The following is an 18,326-nucleotide window of genomic DNA, read 5'->3' as shown; positions in this document are numbered from 1 at the left end:
TTTCCGTTTCACGGTAAGCCGATCAATAAAAATAAATAAACAATAATAACAAACAAATAAGATAAAACGGAGAAAATCAAACCGGATGTGGCAAACTTTTCATCCACTTGATACCCTCTCGCTAAAATCGGAATCGAATTTTGAACCGGCATGGCAGACTGGATAATGAAGACTTTCAGCATCAAACTGGGAACAGGAAAAATAAAAGATAGACCGTAAACTACTAGAGGAGAAATCACATAACGCCCCACTAGCACCCCAAAAACATCTTTATCAATTCTCAAATGTTTGACGCCCGTTTGATAAACAATAATTCCGATAACAAAAAGCGATAGCGGCGTTGTCAAATTCCCTAGATGACGGCTAAAATCCAGTAAAGGTTTAAATAAAGGTAGTTCTAATAAAAGCCACAACAATCCGACGATAAATCCCATCAAGGCCGGCGAGAATAATTTTTTCAGCAAAACCAAAAAATTGACGGATTGATGTTGAAATTTCCGTTCAGGATGGTCGCTGGACATTAGCATCAAACCTAAAGTAAAAAAAAATGTGGTGTTGCACATATAATAGAGCAAAGCATAAGGAATCGCTTTTTCGCCAAAAACTGCAACTGTTACGGGCAATCCCATAAAAATCGTATTGGCCGCAGTAAACATGGTTTGAAAAGTTCCTTTGCGCGTATCGGGAACCCGCGTTACTTTTGCATACAGCCAGCTGATGCCAAAAGTAAGGATAATCGACGTTGCAGGCAAAACCAAGCCTTTAAAAAGAGAAAGAAATTCTTCTTTAGAAAATTTTTGCGTCATATTTAAAAACATATTTAATGGCAAAGCCAGATTCAGGACAACTTTTGAAAAAACGTCTGCCACATGATTATCGAACCACTGCTTCCACGATAAAATGTAGCCCACCAAAATAATCAAAAAAATAACTAAAATATTCAAATAAGCTTCAAGCAAATAACCATCCCCCATTCGATACTTTTGCCATCCATTTCATTTTAACACGATAAAAGTAATTTTGAAGATAATTCTCCAGCAAACAAAGATATCTTCTCTTAATCAAAAGAAAAAAGCCGCCAAAAAATCTTTGACAGCTTTTTTAATACCAACCTATTTTATTTTGACAAGGAAAAACTAAAAATATTTCCCCAGATTACTCCTCATCTAACTCCAGAGACAAGTCTTCTTCCACGATTGTCGAACCGTCTCCGATGCCGTACTCGTCTCGTACCAGGCGATAAACTTCGTCCATGATTTCCGGATTATCAAGCAAAAACTGCTTGGAGTTTTCCCGTCCCTGTCCCATACGCTCTTCTTTGTATGAGTACCAGGCGCCGCTTTTATCTATGATGTCTTTTTCAACAGCCATATCGAGAAGCTCTCCTACTTTAGATATCCCCAAACCATACATGATATCCACTTCCACTTGTTTGAACGGAGGAGCCACTTTATTTTTTACAACTTTGATTCGCGTACGATTCCCTACTACTTCGGTCCCGTTTTTGATTTGTTCAGCACGTCGGACTTCCAACCGGACGGAAGAGTAAAATTTTAAGGCCCTTCCTCCAGGGGTCGTCTCGGGATTTCCGAACATGACACCTATTTTTTCACGTATCTGATTAATAAAGATAGCAATCGTTTTTGTTTTATTGATGGAACCGGATAATTTACGCAAGGCTTGCGACATCAGACGTGCCTGCAATCCCATGTGACTGTCGCCCATTTCCCCGTCAATTTCAGCCCGAGGTACTAATGCTGCTACCGAGTCAATGACGACCATGTCAATGGCGCCACTGGATACTAGAGCGTCGGCAATTTCCAAACCTTGCTCTCCTGTGTCTGGCTGGGATAAGAGCAGCTCGTTGATATCTACTCCCAATTTTGCTGCATAGGCTGGGTCCAATGCGTGTTCAGCATCGATAAAAGCAGCGGTCCCTCCTGCTTTTTGAACTTCGGCAATGGCGTGTAGTGCCACCGTTGTTTTACCCGAACTCTCCGGGCCGTACACTTCAACGATACGCCCCCGCGGATACCCGCCAACACCCAAAGCCACATCTAAGGCAATTGAACCGCTGGAAACAGTAGAAATTTGTGTGTCGATTTTCTCTCCCAGTTTCATGACAGAACCTTTACCAAAGTTTTTTTCTATTTTCTTTAACGCAGCATCTAAAGCTACTTTGCGATCATTTGACAATTTATTATCCTCCTCTTTCTATTTAATAGGATGTTTCCTTTGGTTGACTGCCAACTTGCTGATTTCCCATCTGCAAACCTATGATTTCAAAGCGAAACACCATTTTCCGGCTAATTTAAGTCTATGTCTATCATACTTTTTTCTATTTGAAAAAGCAAGATAAAAAGCGAACAAACATTCGATTAATTGTTCTTTTCTGTCAAAATATGTTTCCGGACCATGTTTAAACCATTCATCATAGCACTATGCTGGATGTACTGGCGGTCTCTCTGAAAATGAAATTCTTTTGCCAAGGTTTCGCCTGTCTTGGTTGATAAAGCCACCCAAACGGTCCCGACCTTTTTACCTTCTGCTTCCGTCGGGCCGGCAACTCCCGTAAGAGCTAGGGCATAATCTGCACCTGTTTTCTTTTGCGTTTGTACCGCCATCGCCAAGGCGCACTCTCTGCTGACTGCCCCATGTTCCGCCAAAAGCGTTTCCGAAACGCCCAGCAGTTTGGCTTTCATTTCATTGGTGTAGGTGACAAATCCCCCTAAAAAAACTGCTGACGCACCCGGGATGGCCCCTAAGGTACTTTGAACCAGTCCAGCAGTCAAACTCTCCGCCACAGCAATCGACTGCTGCCGATTTTTTAGTAGTGCGATGGTCTCATGTGCTAAACTATTTTTTTCCCCATAACCGTAAAAATACTCTCCGACCTTATCCATAATCAGCTTTTCTTTTCGGTCGAGCAGCTTCATTGCTTCAGAACCTGTTTTAGTTTTCACAGTCAACCGCAAACGAACTTCATTAGGGGAAGCATAAGGTGCAATCGTCGGATTATTTTGCTTGGCAATCAACTCTGACAGCTCTGCCACTAGTTGAGACTCGCCAATGCCAAAGAAGCGCAGCACTCTTGAAGTTAGAAATTCTTTTTGAGGCAACATTTGCTTCAATAAAGGCACCACCTTATCAAAGAACATCGGCTTCAATTCGCTGGGAGGTCCCGGTAAGATTAAATAAGTTTTATTCTCCCGTTGATAGAATGTCCCCACAGCCAAGCCGGTCGGATTTTGAATTCCCAGACCATTTTTTATTATCAACGCCTGACGCTGATTGTTTTTAGTCACACTTCTGCCGAGGGCTTCCATGTAAGCCTTGATTTTTTTGTCTCCCTCCTCATCTAAAACTAAAGTCTCCCCGAGATAATCTGCCAACACATCACGGGTAATATCATCTTCTGTCGGTCCTATACCGCCGCATAAGATAATCAATTCACTGCGCTGGCTGGCCAACTCGATTATTTCACGCAATCTTACAAAATTATCTCCAACAACGGAATGATGATACACATCGTACCCCAATCCCACCAGCTCTTCCGACAAAAAAGCCGCATTCGTATTTATCACCTGTCCCATCAGGAGCTCTGTGCCTACTGCAATAATTTCTGATTTCACATTATCCCTCTTTACCATAATAATTTGCATAACACTTATGTTCTCACTATTTAGTAAATTTTAACATACTTTCGCCAGATGAGATAAGTTTGGATCCCCACAGCAAAAAAAAGCCAGATATTGCTATCCGACTTTTTAAGAAATATTTACTATTTGCATGAGTGGCGCTTCTTTGGCGGTTTCTCCCGCTTCCTCATAAAAGAACTGGACTCTCCGACTAAAAGTATCGCTGGAAATTTCATTCAGCAATATCTTTTTAAATTTTTTCTGTTCCTCGCCAGAGACATTTTTTGATAATTGATTTAAAATAACTTCTGCCAACGACTCATCTCTGACAAAAAGACTGCCCAGCTCACCTTTAGGACCAACTAAACTCTGAGTGTAGTTGTTTAATTTTGCCACGATTGACGTGCCACTGGATATTGCCTCAATATAAGTCAATCCTTGAGATTCAGAGGATGACGCACTGACAAAAACGTCTGCAGCAGCGTAGTAATCTTTGACTTCTTCACTTTTTTTCTCACCGGTGAAGATTACTGAAGCAGTAATTCCCAGATCTTCCGCAAGTATTTCCAGCTCTTCTTTTTGGGGACCATCTCCTACGACTACAAACATCGCATTAGGTTGGCTTTTCAAAATTTTAGGCATACTCTTTAGTATGGCTTCAATATTTTTTTCTTTAGATAAACGGCTCAAAGATAAAATCAGCGGCTGATAATCTGCGATTCCCAATTCCCTCCGGATATCTCTTCCCTCAGATTGCCGACTGAACTTTTTCAGATTTACACCTGTAGGAATAATTTTTATTTGTTTTGTAACACCGTACTGAAGCAGCTGCTTTTCAACTTTGCTGCTGGGTGCGATGATACCGTCAGCACTATTACAGAAATAGCGAGACAAGTATGCCACATGTTGCGGACGCAACATTTTCCCGCCGGCAATGTAATGAAGATAATCTTCATACATTGTATGATAAGTATGCAAATGAGGGATGTTCATTTTTTCGGCCACATATTTTCCAACAAAACCTAAACTGAATTCTGTTTGCGTGTGAACAACATCCAATTGATATTCTCTAGCCGTCTTCAATGCTTTTTTCTTGCCTAAAACGGCAATGCGGCGATCTTTAAATGACCAGAACGGAATACTCGGCAAACGCACGATTCCTTCTTCACTGGCTTCTGCCGCCGGATCTGAAGTAGTAAAAATATACACTTGATGGCCCGCTGTTTCCAAACCTTCTTTTAATGTTTTAATCGATGTCGATACCCCGCTCACTTGCGGGAAATACGTATCTGAAAAAATCCCTATTTTCATAATAATTTCCCCTTTATTTTTCAAACCCGCATACACTTGATTTCCAACTACATTAATCATACACTCTTTCCAAATAAAAAATATCCAACCAAAGTTGGATATTTCACTCTGTATATAGTCGGATACATGGAAACTGGAAATAAAAGGGAGGCAAATCAGCACTAAAAAGATACTGTACCAACCAAAAGGTATCTATCTCAATACTCTAAAACAAAAGTAGTATAAAAATTAAGCAGCGAAAAACTCCGGGAAAAGACAGGTTCGTCTCCATCTCCCGGATTTTTTTATAATTTATCAAAAAGAAGAACCCGGCTCCGTCAAAAATGTCAATTCTTCCGGTGTGGATGTTCTGCCCAAAAGCTCATTTCTGTGAGGATAGCGCCCAAAACGCTCAATGATTTCACGATGTCTGATTTCAAATGTCAAATTGTGCTCCAATCCTTCCTCAGAAAAAAGCTTCATGGCGATGTCATGGATGCGCAAAGATTCAGAATGCATAAACGGCATATACAGAAAGGCTTTCTGCTGAACAGGAAGCTGATCCAGCGACGGATCTTTTAAAGCTTCTTGTGCGAGCGCAAGAGCCATGTTGTCATAGGCAAATGAGCGTGGCTCCCCGCGGAACATATTGCGAGAAAACTGATCCAGCAAGATGATTTCTGCTAAACGCCCTTGAATCGTTTCCCGCCACTCCCACAACTCCCCTGCTGCGGCCTGCTGATGCAGCAAACTGAATCTCTGACGAATCTGCTCATCATAATCTAAATTTTTGGTAAACCAGTCTTCAGGTTGAGACTCTTCAAACCAAAACGTTAACACTTCTTGATAACCCATTTAATCACTCCTTTTAGTGTGTCGCACGGTCACTTCATTTAAAACAAAATTCTGTTTTAAATTTTTAAGTAGCTAGCCCTTGCGTCTTCGACTAAAGAGTAACATATTTTTTGTTCAAAAGTAACCTTCATGCCCGTTTGCTAAGACCTGCTCTGAAATATCTGACAGCTCATAAAAAATTAAACTTTTACGATCCAGCCTTCAGGTCCTTCCACATCTCCAAATTGAATCCCTGTCAACAAATCATATAGCTCAGTTGTTACCGGACCGACTGCCGTTTCTGAGTAAAAGACATGGAAATCATCCTTATATTGTATCCCGCCGATAGGTGTGATGACTGCAGCGGTGCCGCAAGCCCCGGCTTCTGTATATTCATCCAGTTTGTCGATGAAAACATCCCCTTCGACCACAGGCATTTTCAGGTAATGTTCCGCTAAATAAAGAAGAGAATATTTGGTGATACTTGGCAAAATTGACGGCGAAGCAGGGGTGACAAATGTTCCATCCTTGGTGACAGCAAAAAAGTTTGCTGAACCTACTTCTTCAATCTTAGTATGGGTGGCAGGGTCTAGATAAATACAATCGCTGAATTGACGTTTCGTTGCTTTATCCCACGGCAAAAAGCTGCTGCCATAATTGCCGCCCACTTTAACAGCACCTGTGCCCTGACTGGCTGCCCGGTCATACTCCGATACGATAAAATTAGTAGGCGTTAAGCCGCCTTTAAAATAAGCTCCCACCGGCATCACAAAAACTGAAAAAATATATTCTCTGGCCGGCTGCACACCGATATTATCTCCAACACCGATCACATAAGGGCGGATATACAACGTGCCCTCTGTCCCATACGGCGGTATCCAATGTTCATTTGCTTTCACCACTCGTTTCACGGCTTCAATGAATTTCTCTTCTGAAACAACCGGCATCAACAGACGCTCGCAACTTTCCTGCAGCCTTTTGGCGTTTCTATCTGGACGGAAAAGCTGTATGTCTCCTGATTTTGTGCGGTAAGCCTTCAGTCCTTCAAAACAAGTTTGCCCGTAGTGAAGAGCGGTCGATCCTTCACTAATATGCACTTGATTATCCTCTGTCAACTCCCCTTCATCCCATGCTCCGTCTTTCCAATAAGAAATGTAGCGATAGTCTGTTTTAATGTAAGAGAAACCTAAATTCTTCCAATCTAAATCGACCAACTGTTTTTTCTGCTCCATGCTGCATCCTCTTTTCTTAAATTTTGTTAACAAAAAAACGCCCTGACTGTTGTCAAAGGACGTTATAAAGATTACTTTGCTTTATTTGACGTCCCATTTATTTCAAGCAAAATAGGACTCTAGGTCATAGAATCCCTTACTAGATAATAATAAATAAGACATCCGCAGATTGGGGAATGATCGTCTGTTTGAGTGATTCTGTTATTGTTGACTGGTACATATCATCATTCCTCCTTTTAATGGTCTAATCTTACCTTACAAATAATGAGAAGTCAATGAGTTTTTTCATTGTTTTTTCATAATGGTGTGCTAATCGCCTTTTTAAGAGTAGACTTCTCTGTTTTCAACCGCACTATCTCAACAGAAAAACAACCCACACTAGGTATTTTTGATCACCAAGCCCAGCAAATTATCTGCAGCGATTTCCGCTGAGTTGATCACAGCTTCAAAGCCTTCATAGATAGCTTTCCATTTAATGACTAAACGCATGTCGTCTTCATTGAGAAATAATTCTTTTAACAATGCCCGATATAAATCATCTGTTTTCTCTTCGATATGATTAATCTGACTAATCATGCTTCCCAAAGTTTTGGAGTTTTTAAATTTGGCAAACTCTTTTGTTGCCACAGTCACACCTTCAGTCGCCTCAACGATATAGCCGGCGATTTTTTCAGTTTTCGGACGTATCTCTTCGATGACGTATGTATCGAACAAATATACTAAAGAATTAATCCCATCCAGCACGTCGTCCAGTGTTTCCGTAGCAGAAACGATATCCTCACGGTCGATAGGGGTGATGAATGAGCGGTTCAATTCATCCAAAATCTGATGGGCGATATCGTCTCCTTCATTTTCTAACTGATGGATTTTTTCTACCTTTTCAGGAACTGTTTCGATATCATAATTTTCCACCATCTCAAACAAAACTTTACCCGCAGCCTCGCCTTTTTGTGCCAGTTGCGTCAATGCTGCAAAATAGTCAAATTCTTTTTTTCTAGCCATTGAAATCCTCCTAAATAGTTGCCTTAATTAAAAAATCGTCAAGAAAAATTTTGCCATCAAATAGGCAATCAAACCACATCCCGGGAACGTCAATACCCAAGCTAACACCATTTCTTTTACTATGGTCCAATTCACACTGGATAACCTTCTGGCAGCACCCACTCCCATAATAGCAGTTGTTTTCGTGTGAGTCGTTGAAACTGGGATACCCCCAAGGGAACAAACAAGTAAAACAATCGCCGTGCTCAAGTCAGCAGCGAACCCTTGATGCTTCTCCAATTTAGCCATATCCATCCCCACAGATTTAATGATTCGCATTCCCCCCACAGATGTTCCGAATCCCATGATTAAAGAACACAATGCCATAACTTCGATGGGAATGACAAATCCCCCGCCGCTGCTTTCTACAAACCCGTTATATGAAAGCCCTAACATGAACACACCCATAAACTTTTGTCCGTCCTGTGCCCCATGTAAAAAAGCGTTGGCTGCTGCACCAAAAGCTTGTCCGCCGGCAAAAAAACTATTTGCCTTTCTGCGGTCTGCACACCTGAAAATTATCGCCAGCAGCTTGACTACCAAGTACCCGCCAAAAAAACCTGCCAGCGTTGAAAACACCAAACCAACAAGCACTTTCGACCATTCATTCATATTTACAGCGTTCAAACCGGTCAATGCCATCGCTGCACCCGTCAATCCGGCAATCAGTGCATGACTCTCGCTGGTCGGTATCCCAAAATACCAGGCTGCAGTCGCCCACGTAACAATGGCAAAAAGCGAGGCTGCCAAAGCAACTTGTGCTTTTGTATGATCATCACCAAATGACACTATATTACTAATCGTTTCGGCTACTTCCGCGTTGAATGCTGTCATCACCAAGGCGCCTAAAAAATTCATCACGACTGCTAGTCTGATTGCTGTTTTCGGACTCAACACCCTAGTTGAGATAGCCGTCGCAATTGCGTTGGGAGCGTCTGTCCAACCATTGACAAATATGACGCCGACAACAAGAATTATCGTGACAATCAATGCCAGGTTGAATGTCCCAGCCGAAAAATCGATACTTTCCAATCAATCCACCCACCCATATCAAATTAATTACTTCTTTTCTATCATATCATAAATATCAGTATTGGTATCCATTTATTTATGGCAAGAAAACGCTTTTATGTGCGAATAATCCTAAAAAGTATTTTAGCTCTGAAATGGTTTTTGCTCACAAAATTATTGCAAATTAAAATCCCATTATGTATAATGAAGAATGTTGAATTGTATCTGGTATCATACATTCAAAGCCCACATTAATGGAGGTGACATATATGCCAAATATTGAATCTGCTATCAAACGCGTTCGTACAACTGAAAAAACGAATACTTTGAACTCAAGCCAAAAAGCTTCAATGCGTACTGCTATCAAAAACTTTGAAAAAGCTATCGAAGCAGGTGCTGACAATGTGGCTGATTTACAAAAAATAGCAAACAGAGCTATTGATATGGCTGAATCAAAAGGTTTGATCCATAAAAATAAAGCTGCCCGCGACAAATCACGTTTGCATGCGAAAATGATGAAAGCTGAATAGTCATGAGTAAGAGAAGGACGACTTCTCTTTTTTTTTTTGCTTTTTTTAATCTTTCATTCTCACTAATGAAATTAGTCATCTCCATAAGATGCAGATTCTTTATGATTCCATCTCCTTAACCGCTTCTGAACTTTTTAGTGCTTCCAAATCTCCGCACTCTTCTTGATACAATTCCCCATCCCAAGAAAACGTTAACATGACTGATTGTGAATTTCTTCTTTCCATGATATTATGCAAGTACGGGTTAAAAAAGGAGGGATTTTTTTATCAAAAGAAAAATACTTCTGGCACTGCTTGCCGTTTTATTGATAGAACTTATGATTCTTGCGGTCGTTTTGATTCGTTCAGATGAAAAGAAGGCCACATTGGTCGAACCGCCTGCAGAGTCAACAGGTAAAACAACGGGCAATAGCAAAGAAGATGAAAAGCAAGCTGCAAAAGATAAAAAACAGGCACAGATAGACACCTCTCACTGGCTTTCTTCTGACACAGAGATTGCTTTCCCGATTTTAAGGTATCACAGCATCGCTGAAAGTGACGATTCCCTTTCAAATGTATCGCCAGCGGAGTTCGAAGCACACATGAACTGGCTGAAAGAACAGGGGTATCACACGCTCAGTCCCAAAGAGGCAAATATCGTGCTGACTCGCAATATAAAGCCTGCCGAAAAAATCATTTGGGTTACTCTTGACGGCGGCTTATTAAATAATTACCAAGAAGCTTTTCCCATTTTAAAAGCATTGGAGCTGCACGGAACTATCAATGTCATTCAAGGCAAACTCAATGCCAATACTTACTGCAATGAGCATGATTTGAAAGAAATGATCAACAGCAATTGTATTAGCATCGGCAGTCATACTGTCCGTCATTTCGACTTGGATGCCATGACTTTTGCTGACCAGTTGAAAGAGTTGTCCCAGTCAAAAAAATCGCTGGACCAAACACTGGGTCAGGAAATCATGCTTCTCAGCTATCCAAACGGCAAATACAATGCCGACTCCATTGAAGCTGCCCAAGAAGCAGGATACGCTTTGGCAGTTACAATGGAAACGGGATTAGCGCGGGCTTCTGACAGTCTCTATGCTCTTAAAAGAATCACTGTTCCTCCAGGTTTGGATGGTATTTCCTTTGGAGATTTCGTCGAAAATTACGTCATTTATCATTAGAGAACACCTTGTCTCATTAAAATTTTTTAAAGTTTTCCCTTTTTTAAAAAATAGGCCTATAGTATGATGCAAAAGTTTTTGATTTACGTTATATTCAGTATAGAAACAAAAATTAAACTTTTCTTGTCTAAGTAATATTGCGGAGGAGCTGAATGTCATGAACGTTGCAACTTCAAGAAAAATAATTAATTACATCTCAATGGGCGGACTGATCGTTTCCATTCTTTTGACTATCTATTTTTTCCAGTTAGGTGTGTTCAAAGACATGAATGCTCTCCAGAGTCTTGTGGGCACTTCTAGTATTATCGGACCGCTGATTTTTATCCTTATCCAAATCATCCAAGTAGTAATCCCCATTATTCCCGGTGGGATCAGCACTGCTGCCGGCGTATTGATTTTCGGACCGCTGATGGGTTTTATCTATAACTATGTAGGAATCGCCATCGGATCGGTTATCATTTTCCTGCTAGGCCGAGCTTATGGAAAACCTTTTGTCCTGAGTTTGATTAGCGACAAAACTTACAATAAATATTTGAGTTGGCTGGACAATCAAGGCCGATTTGACAAATTATTTTCACTGGCAATTTTCCTGCCGATGGCTCCAGATGATGCTCTGTGTTTGATGGCTGGCTTGACCAGCATTTCTTTAAAAAAATTTACCATGATTATTTTGCTAGGCAAACCCCTTTCCATCTTCATGTACAGTATGGCACTGGTCCATGGCGGAAATCTGCTGGCGGGATTACTGGGATAATTTGATTGGTTTTCTTATCATCCATTTCTTTTAAACAGAATTTCTCAATAACATTTTAATTTCAGTACAGACTGAACATCCGAAAAGAGGATCCTCTTTTCGGATTTTTTTATAGTCCCCGAATCACTTCCATAAAAAACATTCTCTCAACAATATACTGTAACTAGCAAATATAACCAATAATGAGAGTTTATTGGGAAACACCTGAAGCTGGTGGATTTAGAGAAATTAATATGATTTGAGAATACTAGGGTATGTTTAAACAATTTAGTGGTAAAATATGAGTATACTTAGAAGATTAAAACTAGCTATTATATAAAAGCACCGACGAAAAATAGTACTGATATAAATATATGGATACAAGTGCGGCTGTTATTTTTGCAATAAAGAATGCCTATGAACACAATAAATATCGCATATTGAGAGCAGATTAACTTTTTAATGTCTAAGAGGAGGTGAGTTTCATGATTAAAGAGATCATAAAACTAATAGTTACCATTATCTTTGTAGTATATCTATATTTCATGCCACAAAATCTCATTTATAATATTGAAGCTGCTGGTTATTTTGGAGAGTTGTTTGTAGCTATTTTTCTCGGAAAACTAGCCACAAAAACTATAGGAGCAATCATTTTTTTATGGGCTATTAATAAATTTATAGATAAATTCACTTTAAATCTTTAAGATATCAATTTTAGGAAATTATAATGGGTGTCATAACTGCATCAAAAAACAAACCATCTCTGTCTCTTTCTTTCCTGATGGTTCACTGATACAATAAAATAGACGTCGCAACCTTGGGGGGCCTTATGATAGAAACCATCTTAATCAGCCGTGATGGCACGTTAGGAGAAACAATTAAAACCTATACCGGAAACAAATTTGTCTATTATCCAGAAGTAGTGAGTGCCATTTCCATGCTGCGAGAAATGTCTCTAGATATTATTGTCTTAACAAATCAGCCTAAATTTTACACGCCTGAAATCAATCAGGCAGATTTCGTGAATGAGCTTTATACATTAGGGATGACCGATGTCTTTATCTGTCCCCATCACAAACTGGCAGATTGTCGATGCCATAAGCCGAAAACCGGTTTATTCGAGCAAGCCAGAAAAAAATACCAGTTGATTCCCGAAAAATGTCTCATGATCGGCGACTCCCTTGAGACAGACATTGCTTGTGCCCATCATGTAGGGATAGACAGCCTGTTGGTCACAACAGGTGTAAGCAAAGATTTTACTATTGAACAACTGTATCATGCACGGATGCACCCCACCTATATAGCAAAAAATTTGCTGGACGCCGCAGAAATCATCGATGAACTGAACCACACAAACTATCCTTCCTGACAGCAACACTGCCAAGAAGGATAGTTTTAATTTTTTCGATTCAATGCAGACTGACTCTGCAACACTTCAACACGCCTTAAGATTTGATTTCGTATTTAAAATCAGGGTCGATTTCTTTATCGATTTGATTAAATGCAGCACGCATTCTTTCTTCCACTACTTCAATCGCAGCTTGGTCTAATTTGCCAATATCAGAGATATCAATAGGGTCACCAAAGCGGATGGTAACTTTCTTTCTCTTAAACAAACCGCCAAGAGTCAATGGTCCTTGATAGACTGCCGGAACGATTGGCACTTTTGCCATTTTAGCAATCAAGGCCGCACCGCCTTTCAGTTCTTCAGAATGGCGTGTCCCGCTAGGAAACATGATCAAACTCAGCTCACTTCCCCGCAAATTTTTTACAGGCGTTTTAATCACACTAGGTCCCGGATTATCCCGATCCACAGGAAAAGCATGGGCATGGACCAAAATCCAGCGAAGAACAGGATTTTTAAATAATTCCGACTTTGCCATAAAGCAAAATTCTTTCGGAGAAGCGGCTAATGCGAAATAAATTGGGTCCCACCACGTGCGGTGAGGACCAACCAATATATAGTTACCCTCAGGCAATTTTTCTTTTTGTTCATAAGAGGCGCGCCCATTGACTAGGAAGACAATGATTTTCGCCACTTGACGCATAAATCTAAAAAACATTTTTTATCCACTCTTTCGTTCTTATATAGAAGTCTCTTTAGATTTTACCATAGTTATCTATTTTTTCGAATAATCTTTTAAAAAATTAACAGCTTTCATGCTATAATGTAACACGATCATGACTAGGGAGAGTAAACAATGAAACCTATCATTTATTCTAATGAACGTATCGACCAATTAATAGCCGAAGGGGTACAGATTATCCAAAGCCCTGAGGTATTTTCTTTTTCTCTTGATGCGGTGCTGCTGGCTAATTTTGCCAAAGTTCCGAAAAAGGGAACCATTGTGGATTTGTGTGCCGGAAACGGGGCCGTAGGATTATTCATCAGCCAGCGGACAAACGGAAAAATCATCGGCGTAGAGCTTCAGGAACGATTGGCAGATATGGCAAAAAGAAGTATCCTGCTAAACGACTTGAACAATCAAATGGAAATTTTGACCATTGATTTAAAAGAGACAACCCGCTTTATCCCAAAAGACAGCGTAGATTCGGTGGTTTGCAACCCGCCATATTTTAAGGAATTGCCGACAAACACCAAAAACCCTAATCCACATTTAGCCATAGCCAGACATGAACTTCACACAAATTTAGAAGAAGTAATCGCCATGTCAGCGGGACTTTTAAAAATGAACGGTAAATTCAGTATGGTTCACCGTCCGGAAAGACTAGTGGAAATTTTACAGCTTATGGAAAAACACTTGCTGACTCCCAAACGGATGCAGTTAGTTTATCCTAAAAAACATAAAGAAGCCAATGTTTTGCTGATCGAAGGTATCCGCAACGGAAAATCCGGCGGCCTTAAAATTTTGCCTCCTTTGTATGTCTATGATGATGACAACCAATATTTGCCGGAAGTCGCAGAGATGCTTTATGGAAAATAAACCGAAACATTATTTTTACGTGCTTCAGTGTGCCGACAATACTTTTTATGCCGGCTACACGACCGAACCGGCACGCAGACTGAAGGAACATAATAGCGGTACAGGGGCCAAGTATACTCATCCGCCCAAAAGACGCCCCGCAAAGATGATTCATCTGGAAAGTTTCGACACAAGGAGCAAGGCAACCAAAGCTGAATATGCATTTAAACAACTCACACGTCCGCAAAAGGAAGTTTATCTCCAAAAGCAGTCCCCAGATAAAAATCTAAGCGATAAAGAAAACATCCCCAAACACTGAGCGTCAGGTTTGGGGATGTTTTTCATTCATTTCTTTTGTTTATTTAAAAATTTTAGTACCAGCCGTTAGCCAACCAAAATTGTTGGGCATTTTCCCATGAGCCATAGCGGCCAGCAACATAGCTGTCTGCCACTCTTTCCTGGTTGCTTGGAGAATAATCTCCGTTTAGATAAGAACTATCTAACTGGTAACGACCAATGTAACGACCATTCGTAGCGGAATAGCTGCCGCCAGATTCTTTCATGGCAATCCATTCTTTCGCGGAAGAAGCATCACCAGTATAGTTGGCTGCCGGTGCCGGAGCTGCTGGTGCAGCCTGTTGTACTGCTGGTGCCTGATTCACAGATGTATTTTGAAGCACAGTATCTACTTCTTTATTGTCTGTATCGAATGTCAAGACTTGTCCAGTCACGATATAGTTAACATCTGAAAGATTATTTTCGTTGGCGATTGTCACGTAATGAGAAGCATCTCCATAATACTTTTCTGAGATACTGGATAAAGTCTCACCACTTTGAACAGTATGGGAAACTTCTGCTGCACTTGCTGATTTAGCTCCGAGTAATAATGTTGCTACTCCGGCAATGCTCAGTCCTACAAGTAACTTTGTTAATTTCATAAAATATTTCTCCTTTGATTCCTAAAGTTTATTCCGTGCCATCTCTTTAGCACGTCACCTATTAAACCATAGCAATATTACACAAATTTATTTAAACTATAACAGTTCCGCTTTAAATATGACGATTTGTAATAGATAACCAAAAAATAAAATAATAATTTCTTGTTAAAAAATGAGCATAAAAAACACTTATTATTAGTTAGCATTGCTATATCAACGCTTTATGCATCACGTTTTTAAAATTAGCGAAAAATTTAAAGTGCATTTTTAGAAAAAGAAGAATAACAATTTACCGAGAACATCCTGCAAAAAATTCATTTTATTTTTTAGTTCAACTGTTTTTTCCAAGTGAGAACACTGTTTTTCAGTCTGTTTATTACGAATTATTACAATCTTTACTGACACTTTTTCGAAAAAACTACTGAAAACAAAGCATTATGGCGGGTCTCTTACCATAGTTAATTGTTTTACACCTGCTAAAATCAAATTTTCCTTAACCCAGCGATTTTCAGAAAATCAAGAAAAGAAGTTAAATAATTAAACAAAAAATTGGAAGAGGCTGAACCGAAAGTCACAAAATAAAAAAATCCCCTGAAACCAGTTTTCTAAAAAAATGATTTCAAGGGGTTTTTAATTTTTAAATTTTTCTGCATTAGATATGAAGACAACTTATCGGTCAGTCTCTTTCGACTTGGAAAATATTTACAAGTAACAATGTTTTTTTACCATTGATTTATTTTATACCCAAGTTTACCTAATTATCAATTTGCTAGAGCAGCTCGAAACGGTCATCAAGAGTATCCCGCGAGTTTTTCCCGACAAACACGATAAATTCTCCCGGTTCTACGCCAAAGCTCATATCTTGCTGATAATAATGCAAGTCCTCTCTTCGTAAGTCAAAATGAATTGTCTTTTTCTCTTTTGCTTTTAAGCGGATTTTTTTATACTTCTTCAATTCTTTGACTGGACGTACAACGGAACCAGTCACATCTTGAATGTACAGTTGAACGGTCTCCAAACAAGCCCAATCCGATTCATTTTTTATATCCACACTGATAGTCAGCTGATTGGTCATTTCCTTATCACTCAACACTAAATCGCTGTACTTAACATCACTGTAGCTCAAACCATAGCCAAACGGGAAGAGAGCTTCATTCGGGCTATCAAGGTATTTTGTAACAAATCTTCCTTTGTGGGTGGTGCTGTCTAAAGGTCGGCCAGTTTTAAATTCATTATAATACAGCGGCATTTGTCCCACAGAATAGGGGAAAGACATGCTTAAACGTCCCGAAGGATTCGTCTCTCCAAATAAAATATCCGCAATAGCATTGCCACCTTCCAGTCCCGGGAACCATACCTGTAAAATAGCATCCATCTGCTGCATTTCTTCTGTGTAAACCAAGGGTCTACCGCTAAATGAAAGCAAGATATTCTTTTTGTTCAAGGCTATCATCTGTTTGATAAATTCTTTTTGAATCTCTGGCAATGTGATATCTGTCCGACTTCCCGCTTCACCGCTTTGCATGGTATGCTCTCCCATTGCAAAAATAATGACATCTGCTTCTTTCCCGGCAGACAGAGCATCGTTTAAAGCATCGATTCGCTGTTCTGGCGACATCCCAACAGAGGCAATCTGTTCCTTCGTTGCTCCAAATTCACCAAGGAATTGATAGTCATCCAGCAAATCACAGCCTTTTTCAAATGTAAATCTATCCGGGGATAATTTTCTTTCCATTGCTGCCTTTATAGAAATAACATCAGAGGATTTGCCATGAACCGCCCACAGTCCTATGATATCTTGTTTATCACCGTATGGACCTACTAATAAGATTTTTTCTCTGTCCGGCACTAGCGGAAGAACATCCTTTTTGTTTTTTAATAAAACTACGGCTTCTGATGCCACTTGACGGGCCAGTAATCTATTTTCTGGCGTTAACAGTGTCTGTTCCTCAAGTTCAGCGGTCGCGCCCCGGTAAGGATCCTCAAACAAACCTAAATCGTTTTTTAATTTCAGTACACGCCATACCGCTTCATTGATTAGTTCAGGATCAATCTTTCCTTCTTTGAGTAACGGTTCCAACTGATTGGCATAGCATCCAGTTTTCATATCAATATCATTGGTTGCCCGCATAGCAAGCAGCGTAGCGTCTTTTTCATCTTTCGCTATTCCGTGAGCGATCAACTCTTGTACTGCAGCATAATCCGAAATGATAACACCGTCAAAGCCCCATTCTTCTCTCAATAAACGCTTTAACAAAAATTCATTTCCTGTGACAGGAACACCATCATATGTATTAAAAGAAGTCATCACAAGTTTACATCCCGCATCAACAGCAGCCTTATAGCCGCTTAAATAATCTTGTCTCAAACGTCGTTCACTCATGTCCACCGTGTTATACTCGCGTCCCCCTTCGGCAGCCCCATAAGCGGCAAAATGTTTTACACATGAAGCAATGCCTTCCAGTACACCATTTTGTTCTTTCTGAATCCCCTTGACCATCGCTGCTGCAAAGTCAGCATTTAAAAGAGGGTCTTCACCAGTCGATTCCAGACAACGTCCCCATCTGGCATCCCGAACTAAATCAATCATTGGAGCGAAAGTAACGTGAGCTCCAGCAGAACGAGATTCTTCAGCAGACACTTCAAAGGCCTGGCGTATCAACTCGGGATTCCATGTTGCCCCCAAGCCAAGGGGAATCGGAAACACGGTCCGGTAACCATAAATAATATCCGCCATGAATAATAATGGGATTTTGTGTCGGCTGTTTGCTAAATATTGTTCCTGAACCCTTTTAGTAGTTTCTGCACCTGTCACATTCAACACAGAACCCGACAATCTTACGGTTTCTTCAGTAATCCCTAACTTTTGTTTTGGACCGGTTGATAATTCTTCATCATGAAAGAAATCACCTGATAATTGGACGAGTTGCCCGACTTTTTCTGCCCATGATAATGAATGTAATAATTCAAGAAGTTTGGATTCTTGCAT

18 protein-coding genes are annotated in these 18,326 nt (G+C 40.2%); 7 read left to right on the top strand and 11 right to left on the bottom strand.

The annotated features are described in order from the left end of the window. Positions 1–8 precede the first annotated feature (8 nt). The 8 genes from AC4PHI_RS01805 to AC4PHI_RS01770 form a co-directional block, all read right to left on the bottom strand. Positions 9–959 carry an AEC family transporter gene (locus AC4PHI_RS01805; RefSeq protein ID WP_492201514.1) on the bottom strand — a complete coding sequence of 317 codons (951 nt, stop codon included), beginning with the start codon at positions 957–959 and terminating at the stop codon, positions 9–11. A gap of 196 nt (positions 960–1,155) precedes the next feature. Beyond that, on the bottom strand, positions 1,156–2,196 hold the full coding sequence (recA, locus tag AC4PHI_RS01800; RefSeq protein ID WP_492200621.1) for a recombinase RecA: 1,041 nt from the start codon (positions 2,194–2,196) through the stop codon (positions 1,156–1,158). Positions 2,197–2,378: 182 nt separating this feature from the next. After that, positions 2,379–3,632: a competence/damage-inducible protein A gene (locus tag AC4PHI_RS01795; protein WP_492200620.1), complete on the bottom strand. Its 1,254-nt coding sequence runs from the start codon at positions 3,630–3,632 to the stop codon at positions 2,379–2,381. 135 nt (positions 3,633–3,767) lie between these two features. After that, the gene (locus tag AC4PHI_RS01790) at positions 3,768–5,009 is read right to left on the bottom strand and encodes a glycosyltransferase family 4 protein (protein ID WP_492200619.1); all 1,242 of its coding nucleotides are present in this window, start codon (positions 5,007–5,009) and stop codon (positions 3,768–3,770) included. A 234-nt stretch (positions 5,010–5,243) separates the two neighbouring features. Continuing rightward, positions 5,244–5,783 carry a DUF924 family protein gene (locus AC4PHI_RS01785; RefSeq protein ID WP_492200618.1) on the bottom strand — a complete coding sequence of 180 codons (540 nt, stop codon included), beginning with the start codon at positions 5,781–5,783 and terminating at the stop codon, positions 5,244–5,246. Positions 5,784–5,962: 179 nt separating this feature from the next. Continuing rightward, positions 5,963–6,994: a branched-chain amino acid aminotransferase gene (locus AC4PHI_RS01780; protein ID WP_492200617.1), complete on the bottom strand. Its 1,032-nt coding sequence runs from the start codon at positions 6,992–6,994 to the stop codon at positions 5,963–5,965. Between the two features lie 378 nt (positions 6,995–7,372). Next, on the bottom strand, positions 7,373–7,996 hold the full coding sequence (locus tag AC4PHI_RS01775) for a DUF47 domain-containing protein (protein ID WP_492200616.1): 624 nt from the start codon (positions 7,994–7,996) through the stop codon (positions 7,373–7,375). Positions 7,997–8,023: 27 nt separating this feature from the next. After that, positions 8,024–9,058 (bottom strand): inorganic phosphate transporter, encoded by a 1,035-nt coding sequence (locus tag AC4PHI_RS01770; RefSeq protein ID WP_492201513.1) that lies wholly within the window; start codon positions 9,056–9,058, stop codon positions 8,024–8,026. A 257-nt stretch (positions 9,059–9,315) separates the two neighbouring features. Here AC4PHI_RS01770 and rpsT point away from each other — a divergent pair, with 257 nt between their 5' ends. From rpsT to AC4PHI_RS01745, 5 genes are all read left to right on the top strand, one after another. Further along, entirely contained in the window at positions 9,316–9,576 is a 261-nt protein-coding gene (gene rpsT / locus AC4PHI_RS01765; RefSeq protein WP_492200615.1) for a 30S ribosomal protein S20, read from the top strand. A gap of 305 nt (positions 9,577–9,881) precedes the next feature. After that, on the top strand, positions 9,882–10,742 hold the full coding sequence (locus AC4PHI_RS01760; protein ID WP_492200614.1) for a polysaccharide deacetylase family protein: 861 nt from the start codon (positions 9,882–9,884) through the stop codon (positions 10,740–10,742). A 157-nt stretch (positions 10,743–10,899) separates the two neighbouring features. Further along, a complete protein-coding gene (locus tag AC4PHI_RS01755; protein WP_492200613.1) occupies positions 10,900–11,496 on the top strand; it encodes a TVP38/TMEM64 family protein in 597 nt (198 codons plus the stop codon). A gap of 464 nt (positions 11,497–11,960) precedes the next feature. Beyond that, on the top strand, positions 11,961–12,179 hold the full coding sequence (locus tag AC4PHI_RS01750) for a hypothetical protein (protein WP_492200612.1): 219 nt from the start codon (positions 11,961–11,963) through the stop codon (positions 12,177–12,179). A gap of 125 nt (positions 12,180–12,304) precedes the next feature. Next, positions 12,305–12,844: an HAD-IIIA family hydrolase gene (locus tag AC4PHI_RS01745; protein ID WP_492200611.1), complete on the top strand. Its 540-nt coding sequence runs from the start codon at positions 12,305–12,307 to the stop codon at positions 12,842–12,844. A 76-nt stretch (positions 12,845–12,920) separates the two neighbouring features. Here the strand turns inward: AC4PHI_RS01745 and AC4PHI_RS01740 are convergent, their stop codons facing one another. Beyond that, complete coding sequence (locus tag AC4PHI_RS01740; protein WP_492200610.1) at positions 12,921–13,538, bottom strand: lysophospholipid acyltransferase family protein; 618 nt, start codon at positions 13,536–13,538, stop codon at positions 12,921–12,923. Between the two features lie 147 nt (positions 13,539–13,685). Between AC4PHI_RS01740 and AC4PHI_RS01735 the strand changes: the two genes are divergently transcribed. Both AC4PHI_RS01735 and AC4PHI_RS01730 read left to right on the top strand, forming a co-directional pair. After that, positions 13,686–14,420 carry a tRNA1(Val) (adenine(37)-N6)-methyltransferase gene (locus AC4PHI_RS01735; RefSeq protein WP_492201512.1) on the top strand — a complete coding sequence of 245 codons (735 nt, stop codon included), beginning with the start codon at positions 13,686–13,688 and terminating at the stop codon, positions 14,418–14,420. Then, complete coding sequence (locus tag AC4PHI_RS01730; protein WP_492200609.1) at positions 14,410–14,718, top strand: GIY-YIG nuclease family protein; 309 nt, start codon at positions 14,410–14,412, stop codon at positions 14,716–14,718. The genes AC4PHI_RS01735 and AC4PHI_RS01730 overlap by 11 nt, the downstream gene beginning before the upstream one ends. A 52-nt stretch (positions 14,719–14,770) precedes the next feature. On the opposite strand, the gene apf is transcribed toward AC4PHI_RS01730, so the two are convergent. Continuing rightward, a complete protein-coding gene (gene apf / locus AC4PHI_RS01725) occupies positions 14,771–15,337 on the bottom strand; it encodes an aggregation-promoting factor (protein ID WP_492200608.1) in 567 nt (188 codons plus the stop codon). Between the two features lie 769 nt (positions 15,338–16,106). Beyond that, a complete protein-coding gene (gene bglX, locus AC4PHI_RS01720; protein WP_492200607.1) occupies positions 16,107–18,326 on the bottom strand; it encodes a beta-glucosidase BglX in 2,220 nt (739 codons plus the stop codon).

Source organism: Vagococcus sp. QWL-13, assembly GCF_058683555.1.
Note: the sequence above shows the minus strand (reverse complement) of the source record. Positions and strands in the feature narration are given on the sequence as shown.

Bases quoted from the DNA above. Each gene is read 5' to 3' on its own strand.
- AC4PHI_RS01790 (WP_492200619.1), bottom strand. From the start codon at position 5,009: ATGATTAATGTAGTTGGAAATCAAGTGTATGCGGGTTTGAAAAATAAA.
- AC4PHI_RS01785 (WP_492200618.1), bottom strand. From the start codon at position 5,783: ATGGGTTATCAAGAAGTGTTAACGTTTTGGTTTGAAGAGTCTCAACCT.
- AC4PHI_RS01780 (WP_492200617.1), bottom strand. From the start codon at position 6,994: ATGGAGCAGAAAAAACAGTTGGTCGATTTAGATTGGAAGAATTTAGGT.
- AC4PHI_RS01775 (WP_492200616.1), bottom strand. From the start codon at position 7,996: ATGGCTAGAAAAAAAGAATTTGACTATTTTGCAGCATTGACGCAACTG.
- rpsT (WP_492200615.1), top strand. From the start codon at position 9,316: ATGCCAAATATTGAATCTGCTATCAAACGCGTTCGTACAACTGAAAAA.
- AC4PHI_RS01755 (WP_492200613.1), top strand. From the start codon at position 10,900: ATGAACGTTGCAACTTCAAGAAAAATAATTAATTACATCTCAATGGGC.
- AC4PHI_RS01750 (WP_492200612.1), top strand. From the start codon at position 11,961: ATGATTAAAGAGATCATAAAACTAATAGTTACCATTATCTTTGTAGTA.
- AC4PHI_RS01745 (WP_492200611.1), top strand. From the start codon at position 12,305: ATGATAGAAACCATCTTAATCAGCCGTGATGGCACGTTAGGAGAAACA.
- AC4PHI_RS01740 (WP_492200610.1), bottom strand. From the start codon at position 13,538: ATGTTTTTTAGATTTATGCGTCAAGTGGCGAAAATCATTGTCTTCCTA.
- AC4PHI_RS01730 (WP_492200609.1), top strand. From the start codon at position 14,410: ATGGAAAATAAACCGAAACATTATTTTTACGTGCTTCAGTGTGCCGAC.
- apf (WP_492200608.1), bottom strand. From the start codon at position 15,337: ATGAAATTAACAAAGTTACTTGTAGGACTGAGCATTGCCGGAGTAGCA.
- bglX (WP_492200607.1), bottom strand. From the start codon at position 18,326: ATGCAAGAATCCAAACTTCTTGAATTATTACATTCATTATCATGGGCA.